27 protein-coding genes are annotated in these 25,831 nt (G+C 65.8%); 21 read left to right on the top strand and 6 right to left on the bottom strand.

Translation table 11 applies throughout. The features are described from left to right. Positions 1-27 precede the first annotated feature (27 nt). The 6 genes from G6N47_RS28530 (at position 28) to G6N47_RS28505 (ending at position 3,762) form a co-directional block, all read left to right on the top strand. A complete protein-coding gene (locus G6N47_RS28530) occupies positions 28-681 on the top strand; it encodes a hypothetical protein (RefSeq protein WP_139799391.1) in 654 nt (217 codons plus the stop codon). After that, positions 678-1,280, top strand: a complete 603-nt coding sequence (locus G6N47_RS28525; protein WP_083130626.1) for an RES family NAD+ phosphorylase — start codon at positions 678-680, stop codon at positions 1,278-1,280. The genes G6N47_RS28530 and G6N47_RS28525 overlap by 4 nt, the downstream gene beginning before the upstream one ends. A 221-nt stretch (positions 1,281-1,501) precedes the next feature. Further along, a complete protein-coding gene (locus G6N47_RS28520; protein ID WP_083130625.1) occupies positions 1,502-2,233 on the top strand; it encodes a hypothetical protein in 732 nt (243 codons plus the stop codon). Positions 2,234-2,238: 5 nt separating this feature from the next. Further along, entirely contained in the window at positions 2,239-2,844 is a 606-nt protein-coding gene (locus tag G6N47_RS28515; RefSeq protein ID WP_083130875.1) for a cytochrome c oxidase subunit 3, read from the top strand. Between the two features lie 3 nt (positions 2,845-2,847). Continuing rightward, positions 2,848-3,117, top strand: a complete 270-nt coding sequence (locus G6N47_RS28510) for a cytochrome C oxidase subunit IV family protein (RefSeq protein WP_083130624.1) — start codon at positions 2,848-2,850, stop codon at positions 3,115-3,117. 9 nt (positions 3,118-3,126) lie between these two features. Further along, the gene (locus G6N47_RS28505) at positions 3,127-3,762 is read left to right on the top strand and encodes a TetR/AcrR family transcriptional regulator (protein WP_083130623.1); all 636 of its coding nucleotides are present in this window, start codon (positions 3,127-3,129) and stop codon (positions 3,760-3,762) included. Positions 3,763-3,773: 11 nt separating this feature from the next. Here the strand turns inward: G6N47_RS28505 and G6N47_RS28500 are convergent, their stop codons facing one another. Further along, entirely contained in the window at positions 3,774-4,511 is a 738-nt protein-coding gene (locus G6N47_RS28500; RefSeq protein WP_083130622.1) for an alpha/beta fold hydrolase, read from the bottom strand. Between the two features lie 369 nt (positions 4,512-4,880). Here G6N47_RS28500 and G6N47_RS28495 point away from each other — a divergent pair, with 369 nt between their 5' ends. Beyond that, positions 4,881-5,039 carry a hypothetical protein gene (locus G6N47_RS28495; RefSeq protein WP_163659972.1) on the top strand — a complete coding sequence of 53 codons (159 nt, stop codon included), beginning with the start codon at positions 4,881-4,883 and terminating at the stop codon, positions 5,037-5,039. Positions 5,040-5,179: 140 nt separating this feature from the next. Then, positions 5,180-6,061: a hypothetical protein gene (locus tag G6N47_RS28490; RefSeq protein ID WP_139799390.1), complete on the top strand. Its 882-nt coding sequence runs from the start codon at positions 5,180-5,182 to the stop codon at positions 6,059-6,061. A 188-nt stretch (positions 6,062-6,249) separates the two neighbouring features. On the opposite strand, the gene G6N47_RS28485 is transcribed toward G6N47_RS28490, so the two are convergent. Next, a complete protein-coding gene (locus G6N47_RS28485) occupies positions 6,250-6,540 on the bottom strand; it encodes a WhiB family transcriptional regulator (protein ID WP_083130620.1) in 291 nt (96 codons plus the stop codon). A gap of 767 nt (positions 6,541-7,307) precedes the next feature. Here G6N47_RS28485 and G6N47_RS28480 point away from each other — a divergent pair. Continuing rightward, on the top strand, positions 7,308-8,105 hold the full coding sequence (locus G6N47_RS28480; protein WP_139799389.1) for a helix-turn-helix domain-containing protein: 798 nt from the start codon (positions 7,308-7,310) through the stop codon (positions 8,103-8,105). 72 nt (positions 8,106-8,177) lie between these two features. Here G6N47_RS28480 and G6N47_RS28475 read toward each other — a convergent pair whose 3' ends face one another. Further along, positions 8,178-9,965: a PQQ-binding-like beta-propeller repeat protein gene (locus tag G6N47_RS28475; protein WP_139799388.1), complete on the bottom strand. Its 1,788-nt coding sequence runs from the start codon at positions 9,963-9,965 to the stop codon at positions 8,178-8,180. 151 nt (positions 9,966-10,116) lie between these two features. Between G6N47_RS28475 and G6N47_RS28470 the strand changes: the two genes are divergently transcribed. From G6N47_RS28470 to G6N47_RS28460, 3 genes are all read left to right on the top strand, one after another. Further along, complete coding sequence (locus tag G6N47_RS28470) at positions 10,117-10,353, top strand: hypothetical protein (RefSeq protein ID WP_083130617.1); 237 nt, start codon at positions 10,117-10,119, stop codon at positions 10,351-10,353. Between the two features lie 420 nt (positions 10,354-10,773). Further along, a complete protein-coding gene (locus G6N47_RS28465; protein ID WP_372517473.1) occupies positions 10,774-11,007 on the top strand; it encodes a hypothetical protein in 234 nt (77 codons plus the stop codon). A 101-nt stretch (positions 11,008-11,108) separates the two neighbouring features. Continuing rightward, complete coding sequence (locus G6N47_RS28460; protein ID WP_083130615.1) at positions 11,109-11,768, top strand: hypothetical protein; 660 nt, start codon at positions 11,109-11,111, stop codon at positions 11,766-11,768. A 14-nt stretch (positions 11,769-11,782) separates the two neighbouring features. On the opposite strand, the gene G6N47_RS28455 is transcribed toward G6N47_RS28460, so the two are convergent. Next, positions 11,783-12,280, bottom strand: coding sequence for a hypothetical protein (locus G6N47_RS28455; RefSeq protein ID WP_169717245.1), 498 nt, complete (start codon positions 12,278-12,280; stop codon positions 11,783-11,785). A gap of 89 nt (positions 12,281-12,369) precedes the next feature. On the opposite strand from G6N47_RS28455, the gene G6N47_RS28450 reads away from it, so the two are divergent. Genes G6N47_RS28450 through G6N47_RS28415 form a run of 8 tightly spaced genes read left to right on the top strand, consistent with a single transcriptional unit; the run spans position 12,370 to position 21,772 of the window. Then, positions 12,370-12,708 carry a hypothetical protein gene (locus G6N47_RS28450; RefSeq protein ID WP_139799387.1) on the top strand — a complete coding sequence of 113 codons (339 nt, stop codon included), beginning with the start codon at positions 12,370-12,372 and terminating at the stop codon, positions 12,706-12,708. Further along, positions 12,698-13,771 carry a discoidin domain-containing protein gene (locus tag G6N47_RS28445; protein WP_232080461.1) on the top strand — a complete coding sequence of 358 codons (1,074 nt, stop codon included), beginning with the start codon at positions 12,698-12,700 and terminating at the stop codon, positions 13,769-13,771. Before G6N47_RS28450 ends, G6N47_RS28445 begins: the two co-directional genes overlap by 11 nt. Positions 13,772-13,783: 12 nt before the next feature. Further along, positions 13,784-14,695 carry a conjugal transfer protein gene (locus G6N47_RS28440; protein ID WP_083130613.1) on the top strand — a complete coding sequence of 304 codons (912 nt, stop codon included), beginning with the start codon at positions 13,784-13,786 and terminating at the stop codon, positions 14,693-14,695. An 18-nt stretch (positions 14,696-14,713) separates the two neighbouring features. Further along, entirely contained in the window at positions 14,714-15,019 is a 306-nt protein-coding gene (locus G6N47_RS28435) for a hypothetical protein (protein ID WP_083130612.1), read from the top strand. 1 nt (position 15,020) lies between these two features. Next, complete coding sequence (locus tag G6N47_RS28430; RefSeq protein WP_083130611.1) at positions 15,021-15,368, top strand: hypothetical protein; 348 nt, start codon at positions 15,021-15,023, stop codon at positions 15,366-15,368. A 12-nt stretch (positions 15,369-15,380) separates the two neighbouring features. Beyond that, positions 15,381-17,963, top strand: a complete 2,583-nt coding sequence (locus G6N47_RS28425) for an ATP-binding protein (RefSeq protein ID WP_083130610.1) — start codon at positions 15,381-15,383, stop codon at positions 17,961-17,963. Continuing rightward, positions 17,960-19,969, top strand: coding sequence for a hypothetical protein (locus G6N47_RS28420; RefSeq protein ID WP_083130609.1), 2,010 nt, complete (start codon positions 17,960-17,962; stop codon positions 19,967-19,969). Before G6N47_RS28425 ends, G6N47_RS28420 begins: the two co-directional genes overlap by 4 nt. Positions 19,970-19,990: 21 nt before the next feature. Further along, complete coding sequence (locus tag G6N47_RS28415; RefSeq protein WP_083130608.1) at positions 19,991-21,772, top strand: AAA family ATPase; 1,782 nt, start codon at positions 19,991-19,993, stop codon at positions 21,770-21,772. A 124-nt stretch (positions 21,773-21,896) separates the two neighbouring features. Here G6N47_RS28415 and G6N47_RS28410 read toward each other — a convergent pair whose 3' ends face one another. After that, positions 21,897-23,495 carry an FAD-dependent oxidoreductase gene (locus G6N47_RS28410; RefSeq protein ID WP_083130607.1) on the bottom strand — a complete coding sequence of 533 codons (1,599 nt, stop codon included), beginning with the start codon at positions 23,493-23,495 and terminating at the stop codon, positions 21,897-21,899. 353 nt (positions 23,496-23,848) lie between these two features. Continuing rightward, complete coding sequence (locus tag G6N47_RS28405) at positions 23,849-24,514, bottom strand: IclR family transcriptional regulator (protein WP_083130871.1); 666 nt, start codon at positions 24,512-24,514, stop codon at positions 23,849-23,851. Between the two features lie 283 nt (positions 24,515-24,797). Between G6N47_RS28405 and G6N47_RS28400 the strand changes: the two genes are divergently transcribed. After that, positions 24,798-25,751 (top strand): LLM class F420-dependent oxidoreductase, encoded by a 954-nt coding sequence (locus G6N47_RS28400; protein ID WP_083130606.1) that lies wholly within the window; start codon positions 24,798-24,800, stop codon positions 25,749-25,751. Positions 25,752-25,831: the final 80 nt, after the last annotated feature.

Here is a 25,831-nt window from a genome sequence, read left to right as displayed (position 1 = left end):
TGCGTAAATACGTCGTACCATAGTGACATGATTACGACAGCAGCTGAGCTTCATGACCTGCTCGGGCGGGTGAATGAAGCGACCAAGCTGTTACAGCGCTCTAAGACGGTTCCCGACGAGGTAGCCCGGCTCGTGGACAGCCTGGAACCGACGCTGGGCGCGGCGACGCCGTTGCGATTGCAGGCCGACCCCTACCTGATGACAACGCTGTGGGCAGCGGCATTTCGCGCAGAAAAAGCACTCCGCCATGACAATGACACCGACCAGCGCCGCGATATTCGGGTAGCCCTCGAACAATTCCGCCATGCCTTGCGCGACATCACCGAAAACCAGCCATACGGCGACGATGCTCCGGTGCGCGACGTACTTGGCCGTACGGCCGAAATCCTCGCGGCTCCGCAGAAGACACTCGCGGATCTGCTGGGCGTTTCGGTGCGCCAGCTTCAGCGCTGGCTCGCTTCGGACGGACCGCAGCCGGCCGCAGATGACGCCGCGCGTATCCGCATTCTCGGGCAGGTCGTGAACCAGTTACGCCACTCGTTCACGGGTCCGGGAGTCGTGGCCTGGTTTCACCGGGAGCACCCGGTGCTCGCCCGGCGCCCCATCGACCTGCTCGATGATCCGCTGTGCTACCCGAACCTTCTGGGCGCCGCCACCGGGGCTCGTGCCATGACGGGATGAGACTGACGGCATTTCGCCACGCGTCCTACGACTCGCCGTGGTGGGCGTTCCCGAGCTCGCGCTCCGGCCGTTTCAGTCGTGCACGAAGCGACACAATCCAATACCTGTGTCTTCATCCGCTCGGCCCTGCCGCCGAAATGCTTCGCCACAACGTCGGTAGCAGTGGCAATCCCGACGACGTCGTCCTGAATTTGTGGACGGCAGTGCTCGACGTCGATGGCGTCATCCACGTCGACTTCGACGATTGCTCCCGATACGGGCTCACCGCTGATGAGCTGGTCGGCGATGACTATGCCCCTACGCAGGTATTGGCCGATGTCGTTCGTGACAGCGGAGCAACCGCAATGATCGTGCCCTCGGCTGCGCTGCCCGGGACCCACAACGTGATCTTGTTCGGAGCCCGAGTCCTTAACCCCTTTCTGGGCGCACCGCTTACGCCTGAGGAAATCCCAACCGGGCACCTTACCGACGCAGCACGCGCCCCGGCCGAGGTCGCTTCGTACGTCCGATGGTTCGGCGCTCCGCACAAGGCGCTCGAGCAATGGAAGTGCACCGGCAAATACGACCTATTCGACGATCCCCTGGCGTCACGCTGGTAATCGAGTACAGCGTCGCTCTCGCAAGCTCGTCGGCTCAACAACGGCTTGCCGGTCGTCCCTGGGCACGGTTGAAGGAGTAGCGCAGGACCGGTACGTCGGCTGTCTGGTAGGAGTGGCCGCCGACGCCCGTTGTATGCGTTAGTCAATCAATGATTGACTAACTGCCCAGCGCTGCCTAATGTGACCTGCGTCTCTTTGCCGCAGAGGGTAGGGGTGCGCATATGCACGTGACGATCGAGAAGGCCTCCGCGTGGTTGGGGCTGGCCATGGTCGGCGCATTCCTGGTCATGTTCTGGTTCATTGCCGGTGTCATCCCGCCGATGCGGCCCAGTGACAGCGCTGAGCAGATCGCGGCGATCTATGCGCACAAAAGTTGGCGTATCCGAATCGGTTTGGCGTTGATGATCTTCTTCGCGTTCCTGTTCGCGCCGTTCTTCGCACTGTTGTCTCGCCAAGTCCGGCGCATCGAGGGCTACTGGGGCGTGATGTCGCTTACCCAGGTGATGTTGAGCGTGACGTTCCCGTTCGGCTTCTCACTGTGCGCGATTTTCGCGGTCGCGGCCGCGTATCGCCCCGAGCGCGCACCCGATGTGACGCAGGCACTCAACGACGTCTTCTGGTTCATCTTCGTAGGGCTCGTCGGCCCGCTGATCACGCAAGTGGTCATCCTGGCCTTCTGTGTGTTCATCGACAAGCGCGAACGGCCGAGCTTCCCACGCTGGTTCGGCTACTTCAACATCTGGTACGCGGTGCTGGGCGTGCCCGGCTGCGCGATCTATCTGTTCAAGACCGGGCCGTTGGCCTGGAACGGGATGTTCGCCTTCTGGATTCCGCTGACCGTCTTCTGCATCTGGATGATCGTCGTGACGGTGATGCTCACGAAGGCTGTCGACGTCGAAGCGGCTGAACGCGCGGAACGCGCGGAGCGCCGGGAGTGGGAACCGGCGGCGTGACCCAGATGGTCCTTCGATCGGTCGGCGATGGCGATCGGTCCTCGACGGCTAAGACCGCCCGCCACGTGCCGGGCGAGCCCGGCGTGTGGATCTTCCTGTTCGGCGACATGGTGGTGTTCGGTGTTTTCTTCGGCACCTTCATGTACCAGCGTGCACAGGCACCCGAGTTGTTCGATCACTCGCGCCACACCCTGAGCATGGGCATCGGTCTGGCCAACACGCTGATCTTGCTGACCAGCTCACTGCTCGTGGTGACCGCCATCCGGGCGATCCGGTCATCGCAGCGCGGCGCCGCGCAGGCACTGCTCGCGGGAGCCCTGATTTGCGGGCTGGCGTTCATCGGGCTGAAATCCGTCGAGTACACCGCCAAAGTCGCTGAGGGCCACGTGCCGACGCAGAACGACTTCTACCTCTATTTCTTCATTCTCACCGGCCTGCACCTATTCCACGTGTTGATCGGCGTAGTAGTGCTGCTGCTGCTGTTGACCCAGGCCCGGCGCACCGAACTGAGCGCGACCAGAATGGCCGTTGTCGAAGGCGGGGGATGCTTCTGGCATCTGGTCGACCTGCTCTGGATCGTCTTGTTCGCGCTGCTGTATCTGGTGAGTTGATCGATGACACTTCCATTGCTGCTGCGGGCCCGGTCGACACTGGTGTGGCTGGGACTTGTCATCGTCACGTTGGTGTCGTGGACGGTGGGCGCCGAGCACGGGGTCGGATCAGGTGTCGGCGTGCTGGTGTTGGCACTGGCGGCGATCAAGGTGCGTTTCGTCGGCCTCGACTTCATGGAGTTGCGCACGGCGCCCTACATCCTGCGCGGCATCTTCGAGGCATACTGCATCACGTTGTGGGTGGTTCTCGCCGGTATGTATCTCTGGCTCTGAGGCTTCGGTATGGCAGGTCAAGGCCGACGTGTTCGGCGCGGCAGTGCTCCCGGATTGCTCGAGGCGGCCGCCCGGGAGGTTTTCGCAGAGCGTGGCTACGGCGCCACAACACGCGAAATCGCCTCGCGCGCGGGCGTTTCGCACGACCTCATTTTTCGGTACTTCGACACCAAAGAGAAATTGTTCTTCGATGCCGTCGTGGCGCCGCTGCTCGACGCGGTCGGCGGGCTGCACCAGAGCTGGCTCGAAGATCCCGCGCTGGCCACGATGGATCACGACCGCCTGATCCGCCGCTTCACCACGGTGTTCTACGGGTTCATGGCGTCAAATCAGTCGATCGCCCGGGCGATGGTGCACGTGTTCGCCGACGAGTCATCTGGTGGTGAGCTCGACCGGGTGCGTAACCAAATCAGCGCGACGCTCGAGCCGTTGATAGCCCCAATGGAACGCTACGTGGCCGCCCAGGGCCTGCGGCACTCGTCGGCGGGGCTGCAGCTGCGACTGCTGATGTTGTTCGTCGGTACATCGGCGACGTTTCTGCGCAATACCTATCGCTGCGATGACGATGTTCCCGACGCCGACGCGATCGTCGAGGAATTGTCACTGATCATCGCGACCGGGTTGCAAAGGCCGGTTCAGGACTGAAGCCGATCGCCTCAGGCGTGCAGTAGGCAGCGCTGCAGCAGCGTGTCCGCCAGCCAGTCCGGTCGGCTGATCATCAGATCGTGGCAGGTGTCGACCGGGATGATCGTGTGGACACCGCCCAGTGCGGCGATGCTCTTCTGTTGAGCGCGCTGGGTCAAGATGCGGTCGCGCCGGGTGAGAATCCACGTGCGCGGGATGTCGGTGGGCATGGCAGTGCGGTCAACTTTGTCGTTGTAGAGCCGAACGGAATCGCGATATCTGTGCGACAGCATGAATTGCCGTTGCTCGCAGGTCATGCCGTTGCAGAACGCCAGTCGCGCGACAAGTCCTGGCATGCGGAAGGGCTTGGTGGCGCGCGCGCTGTATGGGGCAAAGATCGACAGCGGCCCGCCGATGGCGTCCAAGATGCTGGCCCCCTGCGGCGGGACATGACAGGCGGCGAAGATCATCTCGCGCACTCGCGCAGAGCCGAGGGCACTAGCCACTCCGGGAACCGTTACGCCAGCGATGGAATGCCCGACGATCACCACCTCGGATAGATCAGCATCGTTGGTGTCGGCGACGACGGATGCCACGGCCGCAGCGATATCCAGGCCGCGCAGATCCCCGGGTTTGCCCCGGCGCCCCGGCAGGTCGACGGCCAGGACCTGCAGCCGCGGTTCGCGCGCCGCCAGTTCGGCCACCGTCAAATCCCAGCAGTCACCCGCATGTTCACCACCGTGGATGAGGACCAGTGCGGGCAGCGCCATCAGCCGACAATGCCTTCCGCGCACTCGCTCGGATCACCGACGCCGATCATGGTTCCTTCCAGGACAGGACAGTCTTCGGTAGGGGCGACGGGTCGCGTTCGCTGCGGCTTGCCGGCTCGGACCGCCATCCAATCACTACTTCAGCATTGTCTCAGCGGCTAGGGGCACATCGAGCCCGGCTTCCCGACGGGCTGCCTGCGCTCGGTCGCTGTCGGGTGGACGGCGCGCGCCCGGGCACGTTTGAAGGTCAGTCCGGGCTTTCTGCGCGGAAAGCTTGCCGGGATTCTTGTCGCCGAAAAACGTGCGCAACCGGGTGCAACGGTCTTGCTACGGTAAATATCGACAAACCGTAGCAAGGAGACGTATTCGATGCAGTCCGGGGTGCAAGACGTCGTGCTAGAGCGAGCGAGTATCGGGCAGCCGGTCGACCAGTACGCCGCCAGGCGCGGCGTTGGTGACCTCGGCGCCGCCCATAACCACGCGACGCTCTCGGAGCTGATGGCCGCCAACGTCGACGGCGCGCGGTGATGCAACCACCTCGCCGGCTGCGGGCAGCCCGGAAGGCGGCGTCAATCGCGTGCACGACGGCACTCGTCTGGTCCGTCGCAGCGTGCTTGTTCGCCGATCACCGACATGACGCCGAGGCGATCAAAAAGCAGATAAGTGCGATGCCAGGCGTTTTCGCCACCGATATGACCTACAACAGCGGCATCGGTGTAGGTAAACGCTTCGACATTGCGGTCAGGTTGGAGCGGGCGACGACCGCGGACAAAGCCGTGGCGATCGGCCGGACTTTCACCGATCAGCGACTGCGCCGCGGCTTAGGCGATTACGACGGGTCCTTGTTCGTGTATTACCCGACGGCCGGCACATTGCCCAAGGTTCCAGGAGACGAGGAGTCCGTCGCGTTGTTCGGTTTCGGGCATTCCGACGGCTATCCCGATCCCGCCGTCGACGATGTCGCGGCGAGCATCGCTGCGTGGATGCATGCCGTCCATTCGCCGGTCGCCGAACGCGTGAACCTGAACCAGCCCACCGAGGATGATCCCGCGAGCCGGGCGATTACCGTCACGCTCGCCCGCGACGCGACGCAAGCAAGCGCCACCGCGCTGCAGCGCAGTGACCCCGCACTCGACGATGCCTTGTGGACGTTGAGCCTGGTGGTCTCCGACGTCGGCACCACCCACAACTACAGCACCAGCCCAATGCCGCCGAGCGATACCGAACGTGCGTTGTGGTCCGATATCAGCGCGGTGATCGGCCGCTACTACGACGCCGACGGAAAGACCCACCCCCGCGGCAAGACCGATCAGACTGAGACGCACATCGAAATCAACATCGATCAGAGTCCCGAGGCCGCCGAAAACATCCAACGCATCGGACGCGGGGTGGCGGCGCTGCTGCCCAGGTTTGGCCATCCCGCCGCGATGGTGGTGCAGACTCCCGATGGTCCGATCGAAATCCTGGTTGGCGGCTGCTACCGGCACCAGCCCGACCATCGCCGGCTGCCGCTCGAGCTCGAGTTGTCGAAGCTCTACGAAAAGTGTTGAGCCACTGCGGTTTAGCGATACGCTTGGTAAGCGTCTGGGAAGCTGCATCAGCAATCGGCGCTGGTACGGGCATGACCGCCGGACTTGCGACCGGGACAGGTGCCCCCGATCCTTGCGCGTCCGGCTGCCCGGTGTGTGCGCACAGCGCCCCGCCGCTACCCCTCGAACCTGCGGCGGGGCGCTGATGCTTATGCGGGAACCAAGGCGACTTTCTGGTCCCGTACGGGATAACCGTTGCGCTCGGCGAGGGAGCGCAACTGACGCAGCGCGAAAGTGCGCGCCCGACCCGATTCGGGGATCACCACCCCGGCCCACAGACCTTCCGTGCCCGGCAGCTCGCAGGCTTCCCGAGCACACAGCCACCGCCGGGGACATGCCCGGCAAATCGTCTTGGCTTCGTCGTCGGCAGCCGTCGTCCACCGTTCCGGGTCCCGTGTGCAGGCACCCAGCGGGGGCTCATAACGAGCGGTTGCAGCCATCTCCGTTTGTTCCTCCAGTGAGGCTGCAATCCGCAGCCCCGATGGGCAGAAGACTACAGCACAAACTACAGCATTTCAACACCAGGCGCTGCACTATGGATCGGGTTGTCACCGCTTCACTTGAGAGCGGGGAACCGTGTGTCGTGTCTGCCCGGTGGAATAGGTCAGCCCGCTTGATGGCGATGGTTTGGGCTGAGCTCGTCCGCCCGCGCTATCTATCACCGCAGCTCATATGGATTCGTCACACAGATTCGCGCGGCTGGTCAGGCGGCGGCTGATTCGGTAGGGCGACGTGCCACCGCGTACGAGCAGTCATCGGCGAACCGTGCTCGCCGCGACGCTTGCCGCTCCGGAACTTCCGACACGGAACGTTGGAGACGGCGCGTCCCATATCCCGGCTGGTATGTTGTTTTTAGCCGGAGACGGTAGTCATGGCATAGCGTGCTGCAGCGCGCAACGGTTAAGATTGGTGCGGCAGCTCACGCAACCCGTTCGAAGGAATCGCCGGAGATGACCAACGTCGAGTCGACTGCCGAGCCTGCCCCGCCTTCCGGCCGCACCGTAGTGGCCATCGGTGAAGGCCCCCGGCCGACTGTGCGGATCGACGACTCACCAATCTCGCGAGGTGTTGCGGCTGTCGATGAGCCGCGGCGGGTAATTGGCGGCAGCCCGAGCGGCGTGCCGGGCCGAGGTGTGCGCACTGGTTCGGTGATCATCACCGGCAATCCGCTGCCAAATTGGGCGTTCCCACGGAGGGTGGCGCACTGATGTCTGATGAGTTGGCACCGACGCAATCCGTGGATCAGCAGCGATCGAACGGGTCAGAGGACCTCGACGTCACCACCACCTGGCAGATCGATGAGGAGCTCGACCCAGGTGTGCTCCGCGCCGGGGCGGCAGCCGCAGCGCGGCGCCGCGAACTCGACATCAGTCAGCGCAGCCTTGCGGCAGACGGCGTCATCAACGCCGGAGCTCTCATCGATTTCGAGAAAGGTCGCAGTTGGCCGCGCGAACGCACCCGGGCCAAACTCGAAGAAGTGCTGCGCTGGCCTCCCGGCACAATCGCTCGCATCCGCGAGGGGGCACCCGTCCCCGGAGAAGAAGCCACCGAAGTCCTCTCCGCTGAGGATCACGTGCCGTTGATCGCGCAGGCCGTCATCGCCGCAGCCGACAGCTGCAGCCACGCCGTCGCCGCGCTGCCACCGGTCAAAGATCCCGAGTTCACCCGGGCGGCGGCACCGATCCTGGCCGATTTGCGCCGGGTAGAGGCGGTCGCTGTCCGGGCAACCGAGATCGCCCGGGTCACCCCGGCGCTGATCCGGGCACTGAGCACGGTGCGCCACCACTATGACGACTTAATGATGCGGGGGGCGCTGGCGCCGGGCGCGTCGCTGGGTCAGCGCCTCTACGCCGCGCGCCGGCAGGCCAACTTGTCGGTGTCGGAAACCGCGCGGGCAGCCGGCGTGGCAGAAGACATGATCGTGCGCGCCGAAGCCGAAGATGCACTGCCTGCCGCCACCGCCGAGGCGATCGAATCACTGATCAGCCAGATCAGCTGGCGTTAACGGCTGGACTTTCCCACGGTCCTGCGTGCTCGCAGGGATGCCTGGAGCGGTCTCAGCGCGCGTACTCGGTAATCACGGCGCGTATCCGTCGAGGACGACCTCGCCGTCGGCGGTGAGAGACCTGACCAGCGTGACCCCGGGCGCGCCCATGAGGTCGAGCGTGTTCCACGGGTCTGGCAGGGTTGCCACGGTGGCGCAGGTGGCGCGGTCGGTGACGCGCAGAAAAATATCGTGGTGTTCGGAAGCGAGGTAGACGAATTGATGCCCCAGCCACGCCACCGCGGGCTGGGCGACGGCGTGCATGTTGCTCAGTCGCGCGCTGCCAGGCACATCGCAGCGTGGGCGGCCGTCCGGCCCGTACAGGATGACCCGATCCGGCGAGCCGGCGTCGGCCACCAGGTCACCAACCCGTCGGAGTTGCTTGAGGGGGAAGGTGCCGCTGACATCGGCGACCTGGCCGGTCGCCGCATTGATGTAGGTCTTGACGCTGTTGCTGCCGAAGCGGCCCACGTCAAGCAGGATGCCTTCGCTGCTCACTACTTTCACAAAGGCAAAGTCCACCTTCGGCTGGGTCAGGATCAGGCGGTTGGCCTGCACCTGTCCGGTGCGGGGATCGACGGTGACCAGCCGGAAACTGGGATGCTGATCGGCGTCGCATTCTTCGATGCCGGCCAACCGGCTCGCGGTGTCGGCGTCCCAGCCGCCTCCGCATCCGAGCGGATTGGGTATCTGCCAGATCTGCCGTCCGGTGCGGGCGTCAAAGCCGATCCAGTCAGGTTTGTTGCGGGCCACCAGAAACGGTGACGGCGTCCAGTAGCCACCGCTGTCGAACGCGTCGGCCAGCGCGGCGCCGCTGTGCGACCACAGCTGCGCTCCGGTGAGTGCATCCAGGCCCACCAGGGTGGGAGTTTGGGTTTGGCTCTGCGATCCACTCCAGTTGGAGCTGAGTTTGAGTACCACGGTTTTGCCCTGGTCGTAGAGGTGAACCTGGACGATGCGGACCTTGGCCGGGCCGGTGCGCCGATAATGCCAGCGTTCCTGCCCGGCCCCGTCATAGCCGAACACGCCATCGGCGGCGGTGCGCCACACCACGAAACCCGCCCCGCCGGCAAATACCGGCGCGTACTGGAAGGACTCCGCTGCGTGTTCATCGTATGGGGAGAGCCCTCGGGCGAGGCTGAGATGAAAGCGCTGGTGTCCCAACGTATCCGGCACCGCCGGCACAGCCACCGGTGCCGCGGTGGTCGCCTCGACGTAGCGGGCATCGTCACCGGCCCGCACCGCCGCCGTGCTCGCCGTCACGCCGACCAGCACCGCCAACACGGCACCGGCTGCCGCGGGCCATCGCTGTCCACCGCGCGCCAGCGCGCCGGCACCAAGCCCCGCCGCGACGGCCCCCGCCGCCGCCAACGCCACGGCGACAACTGCGGTCGGCAGCTGATCAGTCACGGTGAAGTCCGTCATCGCGCGGCGGTAGAGCGTCACCAGCTTGGTCAGGCTCAGGTTCGACGTTTCGGGCAGCACCAGCAGCGCCACCAGTGCCCAGACCAGCAGCAGCACGACCCAAGCGCCCATCGGTCCACCGGCAAAGCCCCCGCCCCGGCGGCGCGCTCTGACGTATACCAGCACGGCCACCATCAGCGCGGCACAGCCAACCGCAACCCACGCCTCACCCACAGCGACATGCTCGGCCGCGGCAGCGCCTGCGTAGTAGTCCCCACACTTCCCGCACGGGATGCGTTGCGCGACAAGTGCGCTGTAGAGTCCCACGCCGATCGCCCACACCAGCAGCACCGCCCCGAACGCCGCGGCAGCGGCGCGCAGCCACGCAAACCGCGAACTTTCCTGCTCGGTTGCCACGCGATCATCCTCGCAGGTCAAATAATGCTCCACCCGCACTAATTTTTGAGGCCCCGGGCCCCCAGCGTGACTGTTTGCCCGGCGCAGCGGCGCCTGCCTACGATCTCAAAAACCCGGCGCGACAACGCCCGAGGTATCACTTGGGGTAGGGATGACTGATCAGGTTGTGGGGTTGGTGGCGCGGGTGGTGAGCGCGGTGGGTGGCGGCGCTCGGCCGGGGGAGGTGGTGGTGGCGGTTCGGGGTGGCCGGGAGACCTACATCGCGTTTGGTGATCAGCCGATCGGCGCGGGTGAGACGGTGTTGATTGTCGGGGTGCGTGCTGGTCGGCAGGTGGAGGTGGTGCCCTGGCCGGCAGCACCCGATGGTGTCGACCCGCTGAGTGGTTAGGAGGGCTACTGGTGCTTGCCACGTCGCCCAAGGCCTATCCATCCTGAACACCTGCGAGGCAACCTCGGCTCAGCCAACTACAATCCCGACACCGCCACGACGAATCGAAGCGGCCAACGGCGGATCCTGCCGCGCTACTTAGCCTGCATCACAACGGTTTCGATCGGCAGTCTGCAGTCGCTCAGTGGAAGGCGTTGCCGGCCAGGTGTATTGGCGACCCATGATCGAACTGCTCGCGGCAGAACCGGGGACGTCGGCGCTGCGGCCGGGCTGAGCAATCAATTCCTAGGATGTGCGAATGGTGGAATTTCGCGATGATCAGGGCGCCGGATGGTCGGTTCAGCGGTGCTGGTGGCCGTCGCCGGGGTCTCCCGATCTCGGGGGCCTTGACGTCGAAGGTTTCTTACTGGGTCTTGCGTTGTGGCTGGCTGCATTGGTGTGGTGGCCGCTGTGGTTCCTGGCCAAGTGGTGCGGTGTGCGGTGGAAGATTGTGGTCAGACACGAGGGCCAGATGGTCCGCACCGAAAAGGTCCGCGGCTGGGACACTTCGCAGCACCGCATCGAAGAAATCGCCCTGAGTCTGCGCGCCGGAGTCGTGGCTCACCGCCTGATCAGTCCGGACGCTCAAGTGGCAAACCCGCAGCGGTGAGATGAGCGATCCCTCCGCAGACCCGCCGCGCCGCGCCCACGCGAGGTTTATGCGACGGCCCGAAATACTGCACAAGCACCCGCTGGGGCGGCTTTAGGGTCGGTGTATGCCCGATCGCCGCGACGACAAGTTCGACGAAGTGCGTCGCGCCTGGATCGCCCGCCATCAAGGATGGTCGATGATTCAGCGCCGCCGGGCCGAGATGCTGGGTCGCAAAGTCCGTGCCCGCCAACGCGAATTGGCCGCTGCCGTCCCAGATCCGCACGACGACACACTGATTCCACCGCTGTGGCTGCGCACCACGAAATCACCGGCATCGCAGGTGGAGCTGCTGGCAGTTTCGGTGGCCGTGCTGGCGGCCCCAGTGGGTTGGCTGGCCGGGTTTGTGCTCAAACGCGTTGTCACCCAACTGGTCCCGGGAACACTACGGGCCTACCCGATCGCGATGCTGTTGTGGTCCGGTGCGGCGCTGGGCCTGGTCATCGTGCTGCTCTACGACCCGGCTCCCACGCTGGGCCAAACCGTGATGATGCCGTGGATCTGCCTTCAGGTCGCTGCCGCACCGGTGGTGGCCGGCATCTACGGCATCGTCGAAGGCTGGCCGGCGGTGTCTGGATCGGATCGGTGGTGGCCGCTGACGCCGCCCAAGCGGGCCGTCACACCCGAGGATGCCGCGCTGATTCTCGGGCCTGACGACACCACGGGTCCGGGGCTGATCGATCCGCACCCGCTGCCCCGACACGGCGAACGGTCCCAGCCGTGGTGAGCACGCCGACGCCGCTAGGCGCCCGCCTCGGCGACCGCGTCATCGAAATCCTGCAGCAGCTGGCCATCGACCATAAACTCCCCGACCAGCCGGCTGTGAATGGTGCGCAGCCGCCGCATGCGTTCCTCCAGTTCGTTCAGGTCGCGGCAGGTGCGGTTGATCTCGTCCCGGAGCTGGTCGAGCAGTCGCGTCACCACTTCATCGGCGGTCATGGGTTTGGCGGCTTGTTCTTTGGCGCGAACGCTTTTGGTGGTGCGCGCGGTGATGCTCAACGGGTTGCCGCCCAACAAGACGACGGCCGCCGAGCCGGGCTGCCAACCCAGCGTGCGGTCGATGCGCAGCAGTGTGCGCACCGTGGGGGTGTTTTGGGTGTCACGGTCGCGGACCTTGGCCAGGGTGCTCGGGTTGGGGAAGCCGCGCCGCGACGCTTCCTCCTTGCTGATGCGCAACTGATCCAGGCGGGCGTCGACGAAGTGCATCAACCGGGGGACGCCGTCGGCGGGCACGTGCATGTCCCGTACCCTACCTCCCCCGATGCGCCAAGTCGGCACACAGATTGCTGCGGCCGACATCTGTCATACCCCGGCGCTAGCTTCGCCGCATGAGAACACTTATGGGCTTTTTGGCCGTGGGCACCCTCGTGGTGCTGCTGATCGTGGGCGCGATCGTGCAGCTGCTGGTCCAGCTCATCCCCTATGTGGTGCTGGGCGCCGGGATCATCGTTGCCGCCCGTGCGCTGCATCGCCGCGCCGGTCCCCGCAATCCGTACCGCGCGCCGGCCAGCGGCCGGGGCCAGCGCAGCGGTGCCTCGCGGGGCCCGAGGGGTCAGGAAACCGCTTTGCCGCAGGGCTGGGTGATGGTGCCGGTGTGGGTGGGCCCGCGGCCGGCGCATCCGGTGATCGACGGCGAGGTCATCGAGGACGACGACCGTGGGTGGTGAGAGCAGCACACCCGTGGATGTGGAGCGGGACTGGGCGGCCGAAATGCTGTTCGGCCCTGAGCCTTCGGCGGCCCCGCCCACCCGAGCCGTGACGAAAAGCGACGACGCCGACTTCACGCACCGCGCTGCAGAAACCGCCGCAGACGGTGAGTACCGCGCCACTGGAGCAGAAGGTGACGAGGCTTCGGCGCCCCGCGACGATGGCGATGAACCGGTCGAGCTCGACCGCCCAGACTCGGCCTCGCCACAGCCGCGCACCGACCAGCCCGACGATGTCAACGCCGGGGCAAAGAAAACCGCCTGGATACTCGGCGCCGCGGTAGCGGCCGCTGCGATGGCCATCACGGCCGGGCTGGTGACATTCAGCGACCATCCCGCGTCACCGCCACCGTTGCCATCCGTGGCGCCGCCGGCCCCTGCGGTGCCGGCGTCCACCGGCACCACCGCACCGACACGCGACCAGGCCATCCCGTTCACCGCCAGCGCCCCGGGCTGTCCCACCGCCGGCTCCACCCCTGCGCAAGCATTGACCGACACGACCACCGACTCGGCCTGGGTGTGCGTGCGCGGCATACCCGGAGCCGAGGTAGACGGACAGGTGCTCTACATCGATTTCGGCAAAACCTACAAAGTGTCGGCCATCTCGGTCACTCCCGGTTGGATTGCGAAAACCCCTGGGGGAAAGGACGAATGGTTAGCACATCGAGTGGTGAGCAGGCTGCAGTACAACTTCAACGACGATGACCACACCATCTTCGTCCAAGACACCGGCAACGTCCACGGCCCTGTCACAAACCCGCTGAACCGGCCCATCCTGGCGTCCCGGGTGACTGTGATCGTGCGGCAAACGTCGCGCCCGCCCGCCGGCCCGGCGACCAGTTCAAGCCCGGTCCCAGCCGAGCAGCCGGGCTTCGTCGATTCTGTGCTCGGCGCCGGCGCCGCGCCGGCACCCGCCGACAGCACGACGACCACCGGGCCCGCAGCCCCTGCCGAGCAGCCAGGCGACCCTGTCGACTACACCTTCGCGGTCAGCGCAATGAAATTCCTTGGATACCAACCCTAGTGAGCAATGGTTATGGCGCTTTCGAAAACCTGGGAGGACCGGCTGCGGCGGCTGCGCAGCGCCAGCCGCACGGCCGGGCGGGCCGCGATCGCCGTGGGCGCGCTGCTGGGCGCCATCGCCGCGTGCCAGGTGTTCATCACCCCGCAGCGCCCTGACATCGCCGGGATCGCCCGGCAGACCGACAACCAGGCCGCCCAGGTGGGTTCGTTCGCCAAGGATTTCATCGTCACCTGGCTGACTGCCACCGCTGCCGATCGCGCAGCGCTGCAACGGTTTATCACGATCCCGGCCGAGAAGGCCCTGCCCAGCACGCCGCCATACGTGGTTACATCCCCGAACTGCCATATGGTGGCGGCACCGGACACGGTCGGAGACATGTCGATCTATACGGCGATCGTGTCGGTGATGCAACGCCCCTACGCCTCAGCACCACCCACGCTGGCGTTCTATCAGGTCCCGATCTCGATGTGGCATCGCCGCCTGCGGGTCATCGGCACCCCGACCGCCAGAAACGACCCCGGCCCGGGGGCAGACATCAAAACCGCCTACACCAATGCGCTAAGCAGCGACAGCCCGCTGTATTCGCTGGTGTCAGGGTTCGTCGCGGCCTATCTGACGTCGACGAGTGGACTGGACCGCTACGTGACCGCGGGATCGGGGCTGGCCCCGATCGGGGGTTACCAGACCGCGGTGGTGACCTCGGCGGCCACCGACCGCCGCATCCCCGAACATCCGGCGCCAAAAGAGCGTATTCACCTGCAAGCACGCGTCTCCGCACAAACGAGCCAGTTCGCCGCGATCGATTTCTCCTATCCGCTGACGGTCGAAAATAGTGACGGAACCTGGATGGTGGCGGCCATAGACTTATCACCACAGATCAGTCCGGATACTGAACCCAAACCCGTATCAGCAGGCCATAGCTGAAATGTCTGGAGTTAAACGATGATCGAGACAATTACCGCCGACGAGCAAACCTTGGCGGTGGCGGGATTGTTCTCATCCGGCAAAGGGCTTGGCCTGGCAGCGGTATGTTTTCTGGCGGTGGTTGCGCTGGTGGTCGGGACCGCCCACTCAGTCAAGGCGCACACCAGCCACGGAGCGGGGTCGGGGATCACCGGGCAAATCGGCACGATCATCCATGTGGTACTGATCGTGTTGTCGTTGGGCATCGCCGCGGCGGTCGTGGCCGAGGCCAGACACCACGGCATCCAAAACCCGATCAACGTGGAAACTCCCTGGGGCCCCTGACATGCTCGACGATGCACCGGCCGCCAAGATCTACTCCGATCAGCGCAGCCTGCCGATTTATCTGGGTGACTCCGGGGATGGGTTCACGCTGCCGTTCAAAGACAAATGGCGTGCCCCTGACGCCCTTGCCTTCGTCATCGGTTTCGTCGTCACCGGCTCGGCGGTCACGGCGAACATCACCAGCGGCCACGCCTTGCGAACCCTGGCCATCGGTGTCGTACTGACGGCGGCGGCGGTGTGGCTGCTGGGCAAACTGCCCGCGCTGCGTCCATCGCTGTCCACCCGCGCGGCCTGGCTGTGGCAGAACAGCTTCCCCAGGGTGCGCTGCTCGCATCGGCTGCGCCGCTAACGGGGCGCTGTGATGTCGTCACTGGCTCCGCTGCGCGTCGTCGGCAACCTTCGCCTGACCAGTACCGGGGTGTATGCCGATTATCTGCTCTCGGGGCTGCCGTTCATTTTCCTCAGCGAGGAATGGCAAAACATGGTGGCCGCCGAGCACGCTGAGCTGTCGCGCACGCTGCCGTCGGGCTGCTCGATCAGCGGGCTGACCGTGCCGGTGCCTACCCGCCAGGTAGCCCGCAAGATGCTGGTCACCCATCCGGACCTGCGCGCCGATGCGCCAACCGGACCCGAGACGATCCCCGAGGCCGCCCGCCGCTGGGTGCAGCACTGCTGGCACTGGGAACCAACCATCACCGGCCATCGGCCGCGCCGGCGAATCTATTGGCTGAGCCTGCCGTTGGATTACGGGCCGGCCGGCCAAAACGCGACCAGCATCTGGCGACACTGGTTCGAGCTGGCGATCGGCCGCGACAAGGACAGCGCATCATCGCTGTCGTATTACCGCGAGCTGGCCGCCCAGATGACCGCTGCGCTGCCGGGCGTGTTCTTTCCCAAACCAGCCAGCGCTGAACAGATTTGGTGGCACTGGAACTACACCGCCAGCCGCGGGGTGTGGCCACACCCGCTGCCGTCGGCGCCGCACGATCCGGATGCCAGCCTGCCCGCCTCGGCGTTTAGCCCGGTGTATTTCGACCCGTCAGCGGCCCGGTTGCGCCGGCGGCGCTGGCGTGCCGCCCGCACCGACACCGAGGTGTTCCTGCGGGCATACCGCGAGCCCGCCGACGACGTCGCCGACTCCTATCAGGTGCTGCTGCCGCTGGAGAGTTTTCCCGACACCGGGATCAGCTGGCCGCGCGCCACGATCTTCAAGGTGCTCGACGATCTGACCCGCCCGGACATCACGCTGGACTGGACGGTCAACTTCACCTTCGAGGGCGCCGAGTCGGCGGCATCGACGGCCCAGAATGTCGTCAAGAACATTCGCGACCAGTACCGCCAGCGCGGACGTCACGCGCTCAGCGACGACGAGCTGGTGCGCAAGCTGGCCTCCGGCAAAGAGCTGGCCTCCGAACTCAAACGCGGCGCCGCCGAACGCGGCGTGAACCCCTCCATCGTGATCGCCGCGGCCGGCGCCGATCCCGACAGCGTCAACCACGCGGCGGCCGGGGTGTTGCGTGCCTACCGTCGGCAAAACATCGGATCGAGCCGCTGGCGGGGCAGCCAGCCAAGCCTGTGGCGCGCGTTCAACCCGGGCACCGAGAAGTCGGCCAAGCTCGGGGAGTTCCGCAACCCAACCACCAGCGAGCGCTTCGCCAAGTATGTGCCGCTGCTGGCGAACAAGCTCGGCAACAATACCGGGGTGCCGCTGGGCATGAATCTGACCAGTCCGGGGCTGCGTGATGTGGTTTTGCTCGATTTGTTGGATGCGCCCGCCCGGGATAATCCCGCGAATTTGGTGATCTGTGGTTCGCCGGGCCGTGGCAAATCGCACGTCAGCAAAAACCTCAATTGGTCATGGCTGATGTTGGGGGCGGGCCTGCATATCTTCGATCCCACCGATGCACGAGAGCACGAATGTGCGCTGGCGGACTTCGACGACAAAATAGTGATCGATTTGTCACGGCCCGGGTTCAGCCTCGACGGGCTGCGGATATTTCCTTACAACGACGCTGCGGAACGCACGATCGATCATTTGCTGCCGCAGTTGGGGTTTTCCGCGCTGAGCCGCCAGGCGGCACGGCTGCGCGCCCATCTGGCACCGGAGACCCGGGAGGCCAATGGGATCGGCAGCACCAACCAGCTGATCCGCTTTCTGCGTGAGCTCAAAGTGGGGCGCGACAGCGCCGATGACGACCTGCTGGTGGGCTTGGAGGGTTTGCGCACCGAGCGGGTCCTGCGTGCCCTGTTCGACGAAACCCTACCTGTCCCGGACCTGGCTGAAACACAGTGTGTCATCTGGAATTTCGCCGGGTTGGAGCTACCCGCGGTCGGCGAAGAGTATGCGGCGCACCTGCATGAGCTCACCACACCGGGTCAGCGGGCAGCTCAGGCGCTCTACGGGCTGGGCGCTGATTTGGCGCAGTCGCTGTTCTTTTCCCGCCCCGAGCGTCCCGACATCTTGGAAGTGGAGGAGTGCGCGGCCTGGACCAACTCGCCCGGCGGTCAAAAATGCGCCAATAAGGTCATCCGCCAAGGCCGCAAGGCGTGGACCGGGTTTGTCGGGATCAGCCAGCATCCGATCAAAGACTTCGCGGTGCTCGAAGACGAGTTCATCGATCAACGGCTGTGCCTGGGCTTCAACAAGGTTGCCATCGCCAAGGCCACCCTCGAATGGTGTGACCGCGATCTGCAACGTCATCCCGAGTTGCTGAAAAACTATGTGGAGAACACCAGCCCGGTGCAGCTGGTGGACCACGGCGACGACGCGATCGACACCCGTTACGGGAAGGTCATCGCGGGACGCGAGGGCGAAGCGTGGTACCTCGATGAGTTCGGCGGCTTCGGGAAAGTCGGTTTGTTTGAGGCCCCCACTGCACAACTGGCCGCCCGGTTCGACACCAATCCGCAGCGGGTGATGCAACGCAGGCGGGCCGGTGCATGACTGCCCGCCTGCACTACTGGTATCTGGCCCACCCGGGGCTGGGCCGCCCGGCACTCGTGCTGGCCACGCTGCAGGGGCTGTTCATGGTGACGGTGGCTACGGCGCCGCGGGCCAGCGCCTCCACCAACGCGGGCATGCTCAACTGGACTGGCCTCAAAGACGGCTACGGGGTGCCGATCGGCGACTACTACCTGGCGATCGCCTCGATACCAGAACAGATCACCCAAGCGGGCCCGCACCTGGACTGGAATCCGGCCAGCTGGGCCCAGTGGAGCCTGCACGCCGCCACCGTGACGGCCGGCTACGTCACCACGGCCAGCATCATGACCGGCGAGGCCGGAGCTTTCATCGGCATCATCGCGTTGGCACTGTGGCTGATGAAGATCACCGTCAGCACCTACTGGCTGACCGTGATCGGTGAGATAGCCCGGGCCGTCACCGCGGCGGTCATCCAGGTCACCACCCAACTGGGCCTGCTGCTGGTGACGATCCCGGTCGGCGTGTTCGCCGGTGTGATGACGATCAGGCGCGGCGAGGCCGGTCGCGGCTGGACGATGATCGGCGTCGCGTTGACGATGCCGGCGTTGTCGGTCGCGGTCTTCGCCGATCCCGCCGGCGAAATGTACGGGCCCAACGGGCTATTGGCGTTCGGCCGTCGTATCGGGTTTTCCGTTGCTGAGGCCGCCAGGCCGGGGGGTGCGCTCACCGGTGCCGGCTTCACGGGCCAGGTCGACACGCTGACGGCGAGCCTGATCACCCACACCGTCCGAGAACCGTTGCAGCTATGGAACTTTGGTCACGTCGTCGACCGGGTCGGCGGTTGCGCGGCGGCGTGGTCGGGCTCTGTGCGTCAAGGTGCACCAGACGGCCCGATCCGGGCCATGGCAACTTGCGGCGATCGGGCGGCGGTGAGCTATGCCGAACACCTGGACGGCACCAACGTGTGGATCGGCGCGGTGTTCGTGACCGCAGCGCTGCTACTGGCTTTGTTCATGGTGATGTCGGGCTGGGCGGTGCTGAAGGTGTCGGTCAAAGCGATCTGGACGACGGCGATCCTGCTGCCCACGTTGTGGCTTGGCGGCATTCCCGGCGCTCCTCAGCGTCGCGCGATGACTGTGGTCTGGCAGTTCTTCCGGCACGGCATCGAGGTAACGGTCTACATCGTCTATGTCAGCGTGATCGGGCTGGCGGTGGAACGGATCGTGTCGCAGCCGCTGCCCGCCGAACTGGGCGGAGCCAACCCGTTTCCGCATGTGCTGATGATGGGCGGGGTGTCGATCGCCGCGTTTGTCCTGTTGCACCACATCAAAGCCGACCTTTCCGGTCACCCGGCGACACGGGGGGTGATCGGCCGGGCCACCGACGTGGCCATCGGCATGGGCATGCACGCCGCGACCGGATGGGCCGGCTCTGCGGCCATCAGCGCGGGCAGGGGATTGACCCGGCGGTCGCGTCACACCGGTTTGACCCCGTGGGAGCAGATCGACCAGGCGGCGGATAAGCCCCGTGAAGTGCTGGGGGATCCCCGGCCCGGTTTCAATCCGGTACCGGACGCCGCCGACAGACTCGACGCCGAGGCCGCCCGCGCGGCGAGCGCCCGGCCGGCGGGCAGGCAAGCACCCGCCGAGGGTCAGGGGACTGCCGGCGAGCGCCCAGGCCCACACGGGCCGGCGGCCGGGGTCCCCCCGCTCCACGAGCAACCCGGCGAGCACCCTAAATCCAGCACGGCGGCCCACCGTCGTCAGGCAGGCCGGCGCCAGGGCGGACCGGCCCGCTCACCGCGGGCTGGTGTGGACGATCACGGCGTGGCGGTGGATGCCGACGCGCCGGCCGGCACCGCCGGCGGTCAGACCCCGTCGGTGCCGCCGATCACCGAGCTCCCCGCGACCGGCTACAGCGGGGACCCACCGCCGCCCGAACCACCACCCGAAGACGAGCCACCGCCGCCGGACGATGGGCCCCCAGGGCCGCCACCGACTACCGTCAATCCCATCACCGAGACATAACCCAGGAGCGCAGGAACAGCGATGACCTCGCCGACCGAACAGCGGCGCGCATTCGATGCCGCGATGAACAGCTACAAGATGGGCGATACCGCCAGGGCGCTGGCCGCCTTCACCCAGATCACCAATGACAACCCCGCCATGTCGGATGCCTGGCTGGGGCGCATCGCCTGTGGAGACCACAACCTGGACACGCTGGCCGGCGCCCACCAGCATTCCCGCGCCCTTTATCGCGAAACCCGCCGCCTGGGCTTGGCCGACGGCGACCTGCACGGGCAGGTCGCTGCGCCGCTGTATCTGGCAATGCCGGTGTGGTCACGCCCCACCATCGCCCTTGCCTACGCGAGTGCCCTGATCGCCACCGGCAGCTACGACGCCGCCGCGGAAACGCTCGACGACCCGGTCATCACCGGCGACACCCAGGCCGCCCAATGGCAGCAGTTCATGAAGGCAGCCCTCTTCCATCAGACCCGCCGCTGGCCCGACGTCCGCGCAGTCACCGCCGTCTCACCACCGGCGAACGCCACCTACGTCCTCGACGAGGTGACCGCTGCGGTGGCGGCGTTGTCGGCGGCGGCCGCTGCCAGCCTCGGCCAGGCACAAGCGGCGCTGCAGCTCACCGAGCGCATCTCCACCAACAACCCGTACGTGGCCGCCGACGTCGCCCTCACCCGCGGATGGTGCCTGCGCGAACTCGGCGACGAGGACGCCGCCCGCGCCGCGTTTCACGCCGCCACAGTGGATGGCCAACCGCTGGAGGCTGCGCGCCAGGCATTGGACAACCCTCATTACCGGCTGATCGTCACCGACGCTGAAACGATCGCCACCCGGACCGACAAATGGGATCCTGCAACCGAAACCAGCAGAGAACAGCGCGCCGCGGCGGCGCTGGCAACCGAGCAGCAAGAAGTACTTGCCCAGGCCCAGGCCCGGCTGGACGAGTTGATCGGCCTCGATGGGCCTAAAGAGCAGATCGCGGTGTGGCGCACCGAAATTCAAATCGATCAACTGCTGGCTTCCCAGGGCCAGGAAACGTCGACGACCAATGAAAACCACATCGTGCTCGAAGGACCCCCCGGCACCGCGAAGACCACCTTCGCGCGCATCGTCGCCGAAATCCTGTTCGGGCTGGGCAAGATTCAGCGTCCGGAGGTCATGGAGGTCACCGAGGAAGACATTGTCGTCGGCTACGTGTCGCAGACCGCGCAGCGCATGAAAGAGGTGTGCGAGGAAGCTCTCGGCGGGGTGTTGTTCATCGACGAGGCATACCGGCTGGTGCCCGAAACCGAGGGCCACTCGTTCGGCAAGCAGGCCATCGACACCTTGCTGAAGTACATGGAAGACTTCCGTGACCAGCTGGTGGTCATCGTCGCCGGCTATCCGAAAGAGATGCGCCGCTTCATGAAAGCAAACCCCGGCCTGGCGTCGCGGTTCCATTTCACGCTGACCTTCAACAGCTACACCCCCGATGAGATCGTGGCGATCGCCCAACACATCGCGGCCAAGGAGAAGATCGCGATCGCCGAAGAGGCCTGGCCGCTGCTGTATGCCGAGGCGACCCGGCTGCGGAACAGCCCACTGGGGCCCGGTACCGCTCTGGATGAGGCCGGAAATGGCCGCTACGCCCGCAAGGTGGTCATCGCCTGCAAACGTGAACGGGCTCGTCGCCACCACCGTCTCACACCAGAGCAACTCGCCGAGTTGGCGACCACCGACCCCTCGGCACTGATCGTCAACGCCGACGACATGCGCCGCGCCGTGGCCTCGGCATTGACCGGCGGCGCTGGTTCGGCGACCACGGAGTAAGGCGGCCACGGCGGTATGTCTGCGGCGTGTGAAAACGTGGTCGTCAAAAGCGCCTTCGTGAGCAGACTGGCGACCTCACTGTCCGAGTGCGCGGGAAGGCTACCCAGCGATGGGGGCGGCGAACTTAGTCCAGCGACTGGCCGGTCGCCGCATAGTGTCCGGCGCGGAAGCCGAAAACCATTGCCGGGCCGATGGTTCCACCGGCACCGCCGTAGGCGCGCCCGGTTACTCCGGCCATCGCATTGCCGGCGGCGAACAGACCCGGTATCGGTGCCCCGTTGACGTGCTGCACCCGCCCGTCGCGGTCGGTGCGCGGCCCGCCCTTGGTGCCCATCGCGCCCACCGACACCGGCACCGCATAGTAGGGGGCTGTGTCGATCGGTCCCAGCGTCTTTCCGGCCAGCGTGGTGGCGCGCTCGTCGCCCCAGTAGCCGTCGTATGCGCTTGAGCCGCGGCCGAATTCGGGATCGGATCCGTCCCCGACGTTGCGGTTCCAGTGTTCGACGGTGCGGGCCAGCCCGTCGGCGTCGATGCCGGTCTTGGTGCCCAGCTCGGCAAAATCGGCGGAGGCATTGAACCAGTCCGGAACCGGCTCTCCGGGTGCGACGCCCAGGAAGCCGTAGCGTTTCAGATGCAACGAGTCGAAAACGATCCACGCGGGGTCGTTGACGTAGCCGTCGCGAGGATCGAGGTAGTGGAAGGCGCCGGCCATCGAGTTGTAGTCGCAGGCTTCGTTGACGAACCGGCGGCCGGCCCGGTTGACGATGATGCTGCGCGGACGGGTGCGTTCCAGCCGCACGCTGCGGCTGCGCTGATGCCCGTCAATGGTGTCGCCGGGGATCTGCACGATCGGCACCCACCAGGCTTCGCCCATGTTGGCCAGCTCGGCGCCGTGGGCCATCGCCATCCGCAGACCGTCGCCGGTGTTGCTCGGCGGCGAGACCGCACCGTGCATCGGCCCGCGCAGAAACGCCTTGACCCACACAGGGTTCCACTCGAAGCCGCCGGTACCCAGGATGACACCGCGACGCGCTCGAAGGGTCGACCCGGTCATCCGGACACCAACCACCCGTCCGTCGTCGACGAGAAGTTCCTCGGCGCGCGCATCGGTGCAGGGCGTCACGCCCAAGTCCAGCAATCCCTTGAGCAGCCCGGCGATCAGCGCGGTGCCCGCAACGCACAAGTCGGCGCCCTCGTCGACGTCCGCGTGCAGCCGCGCACGGGTCTCGGCGTCGAACCCGACGTTGGACCAGTCCGCGGGAAACGACGTGATCCGATCACGCCACTCGCCCAACTGCGCCAGATCGTAGGGTGCGGCGCTGAATGACCTTCCACCGGAAGGCTGCCCGCCCGGCAGCTCCGGTTTGTAGTCGGGGAAACCGATCGCGATTTCGAAGCGCAGGCCGCTGTGCGCCTCGACGAAGTCGAGCATCGCCGGGCCGGTTCGCACGAACGTCTCGACCAGCGGCTCGTCCAACGACCCGAAAGACTGTGCCCGCAGGTAGCTCAACGCGTCGTCAACCGTCAATTCGCCATCTGGACAACGGTTATGGGCCGGGATCCACACCACGCCGCCTGACACCGCGGTGGTGCCGCCGACCGTCGGCGCCTTCTCGTACACCGCCACCGAAGCGCCGTTGGCGGCGGCGGTCAGGGCGGCCGTGAGACCGGCGCCGCCGCTGCCGAGCACGACGACATCGACTTCGTGGTCCCACAAGGGCATCGAGAGTCCTAATCGCTTAGTAGGGATGGGATGTCGGTCATAGTGTCCGAGGGTCTGTTCCGTACGGAATCTGCCGCCGGGTGATGGCCGGCAAGTGCTTCGTTCGACGACTTGTGAAAGAACCGATCCAACGTGGGCATTGGCCGCCCCGCGACACTCCCCAGGAACCCGCCGCCACTTCGATGCCCGCCGCGCCGCTGGAGACTGGAACCGCCAAGCTCAACGACACCTGTACGACAAGCTTCTCGGCCGAGGGCACCACAGCCTGCAAATCAACCCGCGGTACACCGAACACCTAGCGTTTCCACTCCTTGCCTACTCGCCGCTTGGCCGTTAATCACCTGAGATGACTTTCAGCTGAGAATTGCCGACAATTCCTTGGCGGCCTTGATCACTGCGTCCTTGCCGCGCAGCACGACGTCCTGGCGGTGCGAGATCAGGTTGATACACGTTGGCGGCGACGGCGGTTGGCGATGAACCGGCACGGCCAAACCGTAGGTGTTCGGCTCGATCTCGCCGTGGGTGATGACCCAGCCCTGCTCGCGGGCCCGCGACACCAGGTCGCGTTCCCCGGGCCGCGGCGGCATGCTCGCCAGCAGCGCGATGCCGGCCGCGCCGCGGTGCAGCGGGTAGCGGCTGCCCTCGTGGAATGCCAGCTGGTAGGCGACCTGGGTGGGCACGATCACCGCGAGCGCCACCTGCTGGTCGCCCTCGGCCACCAGCAGCGACACCGTGGTGCCCAGATCGTCGGCCAGGCCCCGCAGGGTGGGCACGCACAGTTGGCGCATGTTGCCGTCGAACGACGCACCCAACACCGCCAGTCCCGCCGCCGGGCGGTACCGGCCATCGTCGCCCTTAGTAATCAACCGAAACTGCGCCAGCGTGCCGAGCAGCCGGTAGACGATCGTGCGATGCACCCCCACGCCGTCGGCAACCTGCTGCACCGTCAGCCCGGTCGGGGCATCTGCCACCAACTGCAGCGTATTGATACCCCTGGCCAGCGTCTGCGAACCGTTCATGATCTCGGCGCTTCCCTTCACACACCTCTATACATAGCGCACGCAACAGTGCGGATTTAGCACACCACTTTACTGTAAACCACGCTACGAATCCAGTCTCTCGCGCGGCCCCGCGGGTAGCGATATCAGCGAGTTGTCTTGGGGCGCGCGCGCTGTTCCGTGATAGTGAACGCAATGTATATAGAGTAGACATAACGTATAGTTGCCTGCATGTTGGACGGCGGTCTGCAGCGGAGATGCCCGTGGCAGTGCGTCAGCGAAATCATTCCGACGAGGTGAATCGATGCATTACGCGATCACGCACCCGATGATCCCGCACCCCTATCATCCGGACCTGATCACCGGGGAAGGGGTCGCTGCTGTCGCATCGGCGGCGGAATCAGCCGGGTTTAGCGGATTCCGGTTTACCGATCACCCGGCGCCCACCCAGCAATGGCTCGACACGGGGGGACACCACGCACTTGACCCGTTCGTTGCACTCGGTTTCGCAGCCGCGCGTACATCAAAGCTCCGCCTGATCCCGAATATCGTTGTGCTGCCATACCGCAACCCGTTCCTGGTCGCCAAGGCCGGCGCAACATTGGACCGCCTTTCCGGTGGCAGGTTCACCCTGGCCGTAGGCGCTGGTTACCTCAGGGGCGAGTTCGCGGCTCTCGGAGTGGACTTCGACGAGCGTGTCCAATTACTGGATGAGGGCATCGACGTGATCCGGGCGATCTGGACCGGCGACGACATATCGTATGAGGGAATGCATTTCACAGCCTGTGGCATCACGGCGCATCCCCGGCCGATGAGCCGCCCGCATCCGCCGATCTGGATCGGTGGTAATGCCGGCTCAGCCCGACAACGCGTGGCCGTACGCGGCGACGGCTGGTGCCCTTTCCGCGCGCAGCCGGCATTGGCCGACATGACCGGAACGGCGGTCCTGGACGGGATCGACCACCTGGCAGCCGGCATTGACGATTTACGGCGCCGGTGTGACGTGCTCGGCCGGGACTGGTCGCAGATCGATGTGGTATTCACCAACCACGGCGCCTCCGCCCCCGGGCGGGCGGACTTCAATGCAGACACCTACCTGAGCCGAATGGAAAAACTGGCGGCGATAGGAGTGACATGGCTGCAGGTGCCGATGCCTGGAGACAGCCTGACCCATCTCCTCGAGGCCATTGACCAATTCCGGGCGGAGGTAATCGAGGTCGACAGGCGGGAAGGCAGCGCAGATGACGGTGCAACCTAAGGCTGCATCGACGCACCGACAGGCAGCCGGGCACACCACTGCCGTAGCAGGCCTGCAGCTACAGCATCCGCGTAATTCGG

Origin of the sequence: Mycobacterium branderi, assembly GCF_010728725.1 — a bacterium.
In the GTDB taxonomy this organism is placed as follows: domain Bacteria; phylum Actinomycetota; class Actinomycetes; order Mycobacteriales; family Mycobacteriaceae; genus Mycobacterium; species Mycobacterium branderi.
The sequence above is the reverse complement of the archived record's forward strand: the minus strand, read 5'-3'. Positions and strand labels throughout refer to the sequence as shown.

Bases quoted from the DNA above. Each gene is read 5' to 3' on its own strand.
- G6N47_RS28485 (WP_083130620.1), bottom strand. From the start codon at position 6,540: ATGGCTGCAACCGCTCGTTATGAGCCCCCGCTGGGTGCCTGCACACGG.
- G6N47_RS28405 (WP_083130871.1), bottom strand. From the start codon at position 24,514: ATGAACGGTTCGCAGACGCTGGCCAGGGGTATCAATACGCTGCAGTTG.
- G6N47_RS28490 (WP_139799390.1), top strand. From the start codon at position 5,180: ATGCCAGGCGTTTTCGCCACCGATATGACCTACAACAGCGGCATCGGT.
- G6N47_RS28500 (WP_083130622.1), bottom strand. From the start codon at position 4,511: ATGGCGCTGCCCGCACTGGTCCTCATCCACGGTGGTGAACATGCGGGT.
- G6N47_RS28415 (WP_083130608.1), top strand. From the start codon at position 19,991: ATGACCTCGCCGACCGAACAGCGGCGCGCATTCGATGCCGCGATGAAC.
- G6N47_RS28515 (WP_083130875.1), top strand. From the start codon at position 2,239: ATGGTCCTTCGATCGGTCGGCGATGGCGATCGGTCCTCGACGGCTAAG.
- G6N47_RS28495 (WP_163659972.1), top strand. From the start codon at position 4,881: ATGCAGTCCGGGGTGCAAGACGTCGTGCTAGAGCGAGCGAGTATCGGG.
- G6N47_RS28525 (WP_083130626.1), top strand. From the start codon at position 678: ATGAGACTGACGGCATTTCGCCACGCGTCCTACGACTCGCCGTGGTGG.
- G6N47_RS28435 (WP_083130612.1), top strand. From the start codon at position 14,714: ATGATCGAGACAATTACCGCCGACGAGCAAACCTTGGCGGTGGCGGGA.
- G6N47_RS28505 (WP_083130623.1), top strand. From the start codon at position 3,127: ATGGCAGGTCAAGGCCGACGTGTTCGGCGCGGCAGTGCTCCCGGATTG.
- G6N47_RS28425 (WP_083130610.1), top strand. From the start codon at position 15,381: ATGTCGTCACTGGCTCCGCTGCGCGTCGTCGGCAACCTTCGCCTGACC.
- G6N47_RS28480 (WP_139799389.1), top strand. From the start codon at position 7,308: ATGTCTGATGAGTTGGCACCGACGCAATCCGTGGATCAGCAGCGATCG.
- G6N47_RS28440 (WP_083130613.1), top strand. From the start codon at position 13,784: ATGGCGCTTTCGAAAACCTGGGAGGACCGGCTGCGGCGGCTGCGCAGC.
- G6N47_RS28410 (WP_083130607.1), bottom strand. From the start codon at position 23,495: ATGCCCTTGTGGGACCACGAAGTCGATGTCGTCGTGCTCGGCAGCGGC.
- G6N47_RS28530 (WP_139799391.1), top strand. From the start codon at position 28: ATGATTACGACAGCAGCTGAGCTTCATGACCTGCTCGGGCGGGTGAAT.
- G6N47_RS28510 (WP_083130624.1), top strand. From the start codon at position 2,848: ATGACACTTCCATTGCTGCTGCGGGCCCGGTCGACACTGGTGTGGCTG.
- G6N47_RS28400 (WP_083130606.1), top strand. From the start codon at position 24,798: ATGCATTACGCGATCACGCACCCGATGATCCCGCACCCCTATCATCCG.
- G6N47_RS28430 (WP_083130611.1), top strand. From the start codon at position 15,021: ATGCTCGACGATGCACCGGCCGCCAAGATCTACTCCGATCAGCGCAGC.
- G6N47_RS28470 (WP_083130617.1), top strand. From the start codon at position 10,117: ATGACTGATCAGGTTGTGGGGTTGGTGGCGCGGGTGGTGAGCGCGGTG.
- G6N47_RS28450 (WP_139799387.1), top strand. From the start codon at position 12,370: ATGAGAACACTTATGGGCTTTTTGGCCGTGGGCACCCTCGTGGTGCTG.
- G6N47_RS28420 (WP_083130609.1), top strand. From the start codon at position 17,960: ATGACTGCCCGCCTGCACTACTGGTATCTGGCCCACCCGGGGCTGGGC.
- G6N47_RS28460 (WP_083130615.1), top strand. From the start codon at position 11,109: ATGCCCGATCGCCGCGACGACAAGTTCGACGAAGTGCGTCGCGCCTGG.
- G6N47_RS28455 (WP_169717245.1), bottom strand. From the start codon at position 12,280: ATGCACGTGCCCGCCGACGGCGTCCCCCGGTTGATGCACTTCGTCGAC.
- G6N47_RS28520 (WP_083130625.1), top strand. From the start codon at position 1,502: ATGCACGTGACGATCGAGAAGGCCTCCGCGTGGTTGGGGCTGGCCATG.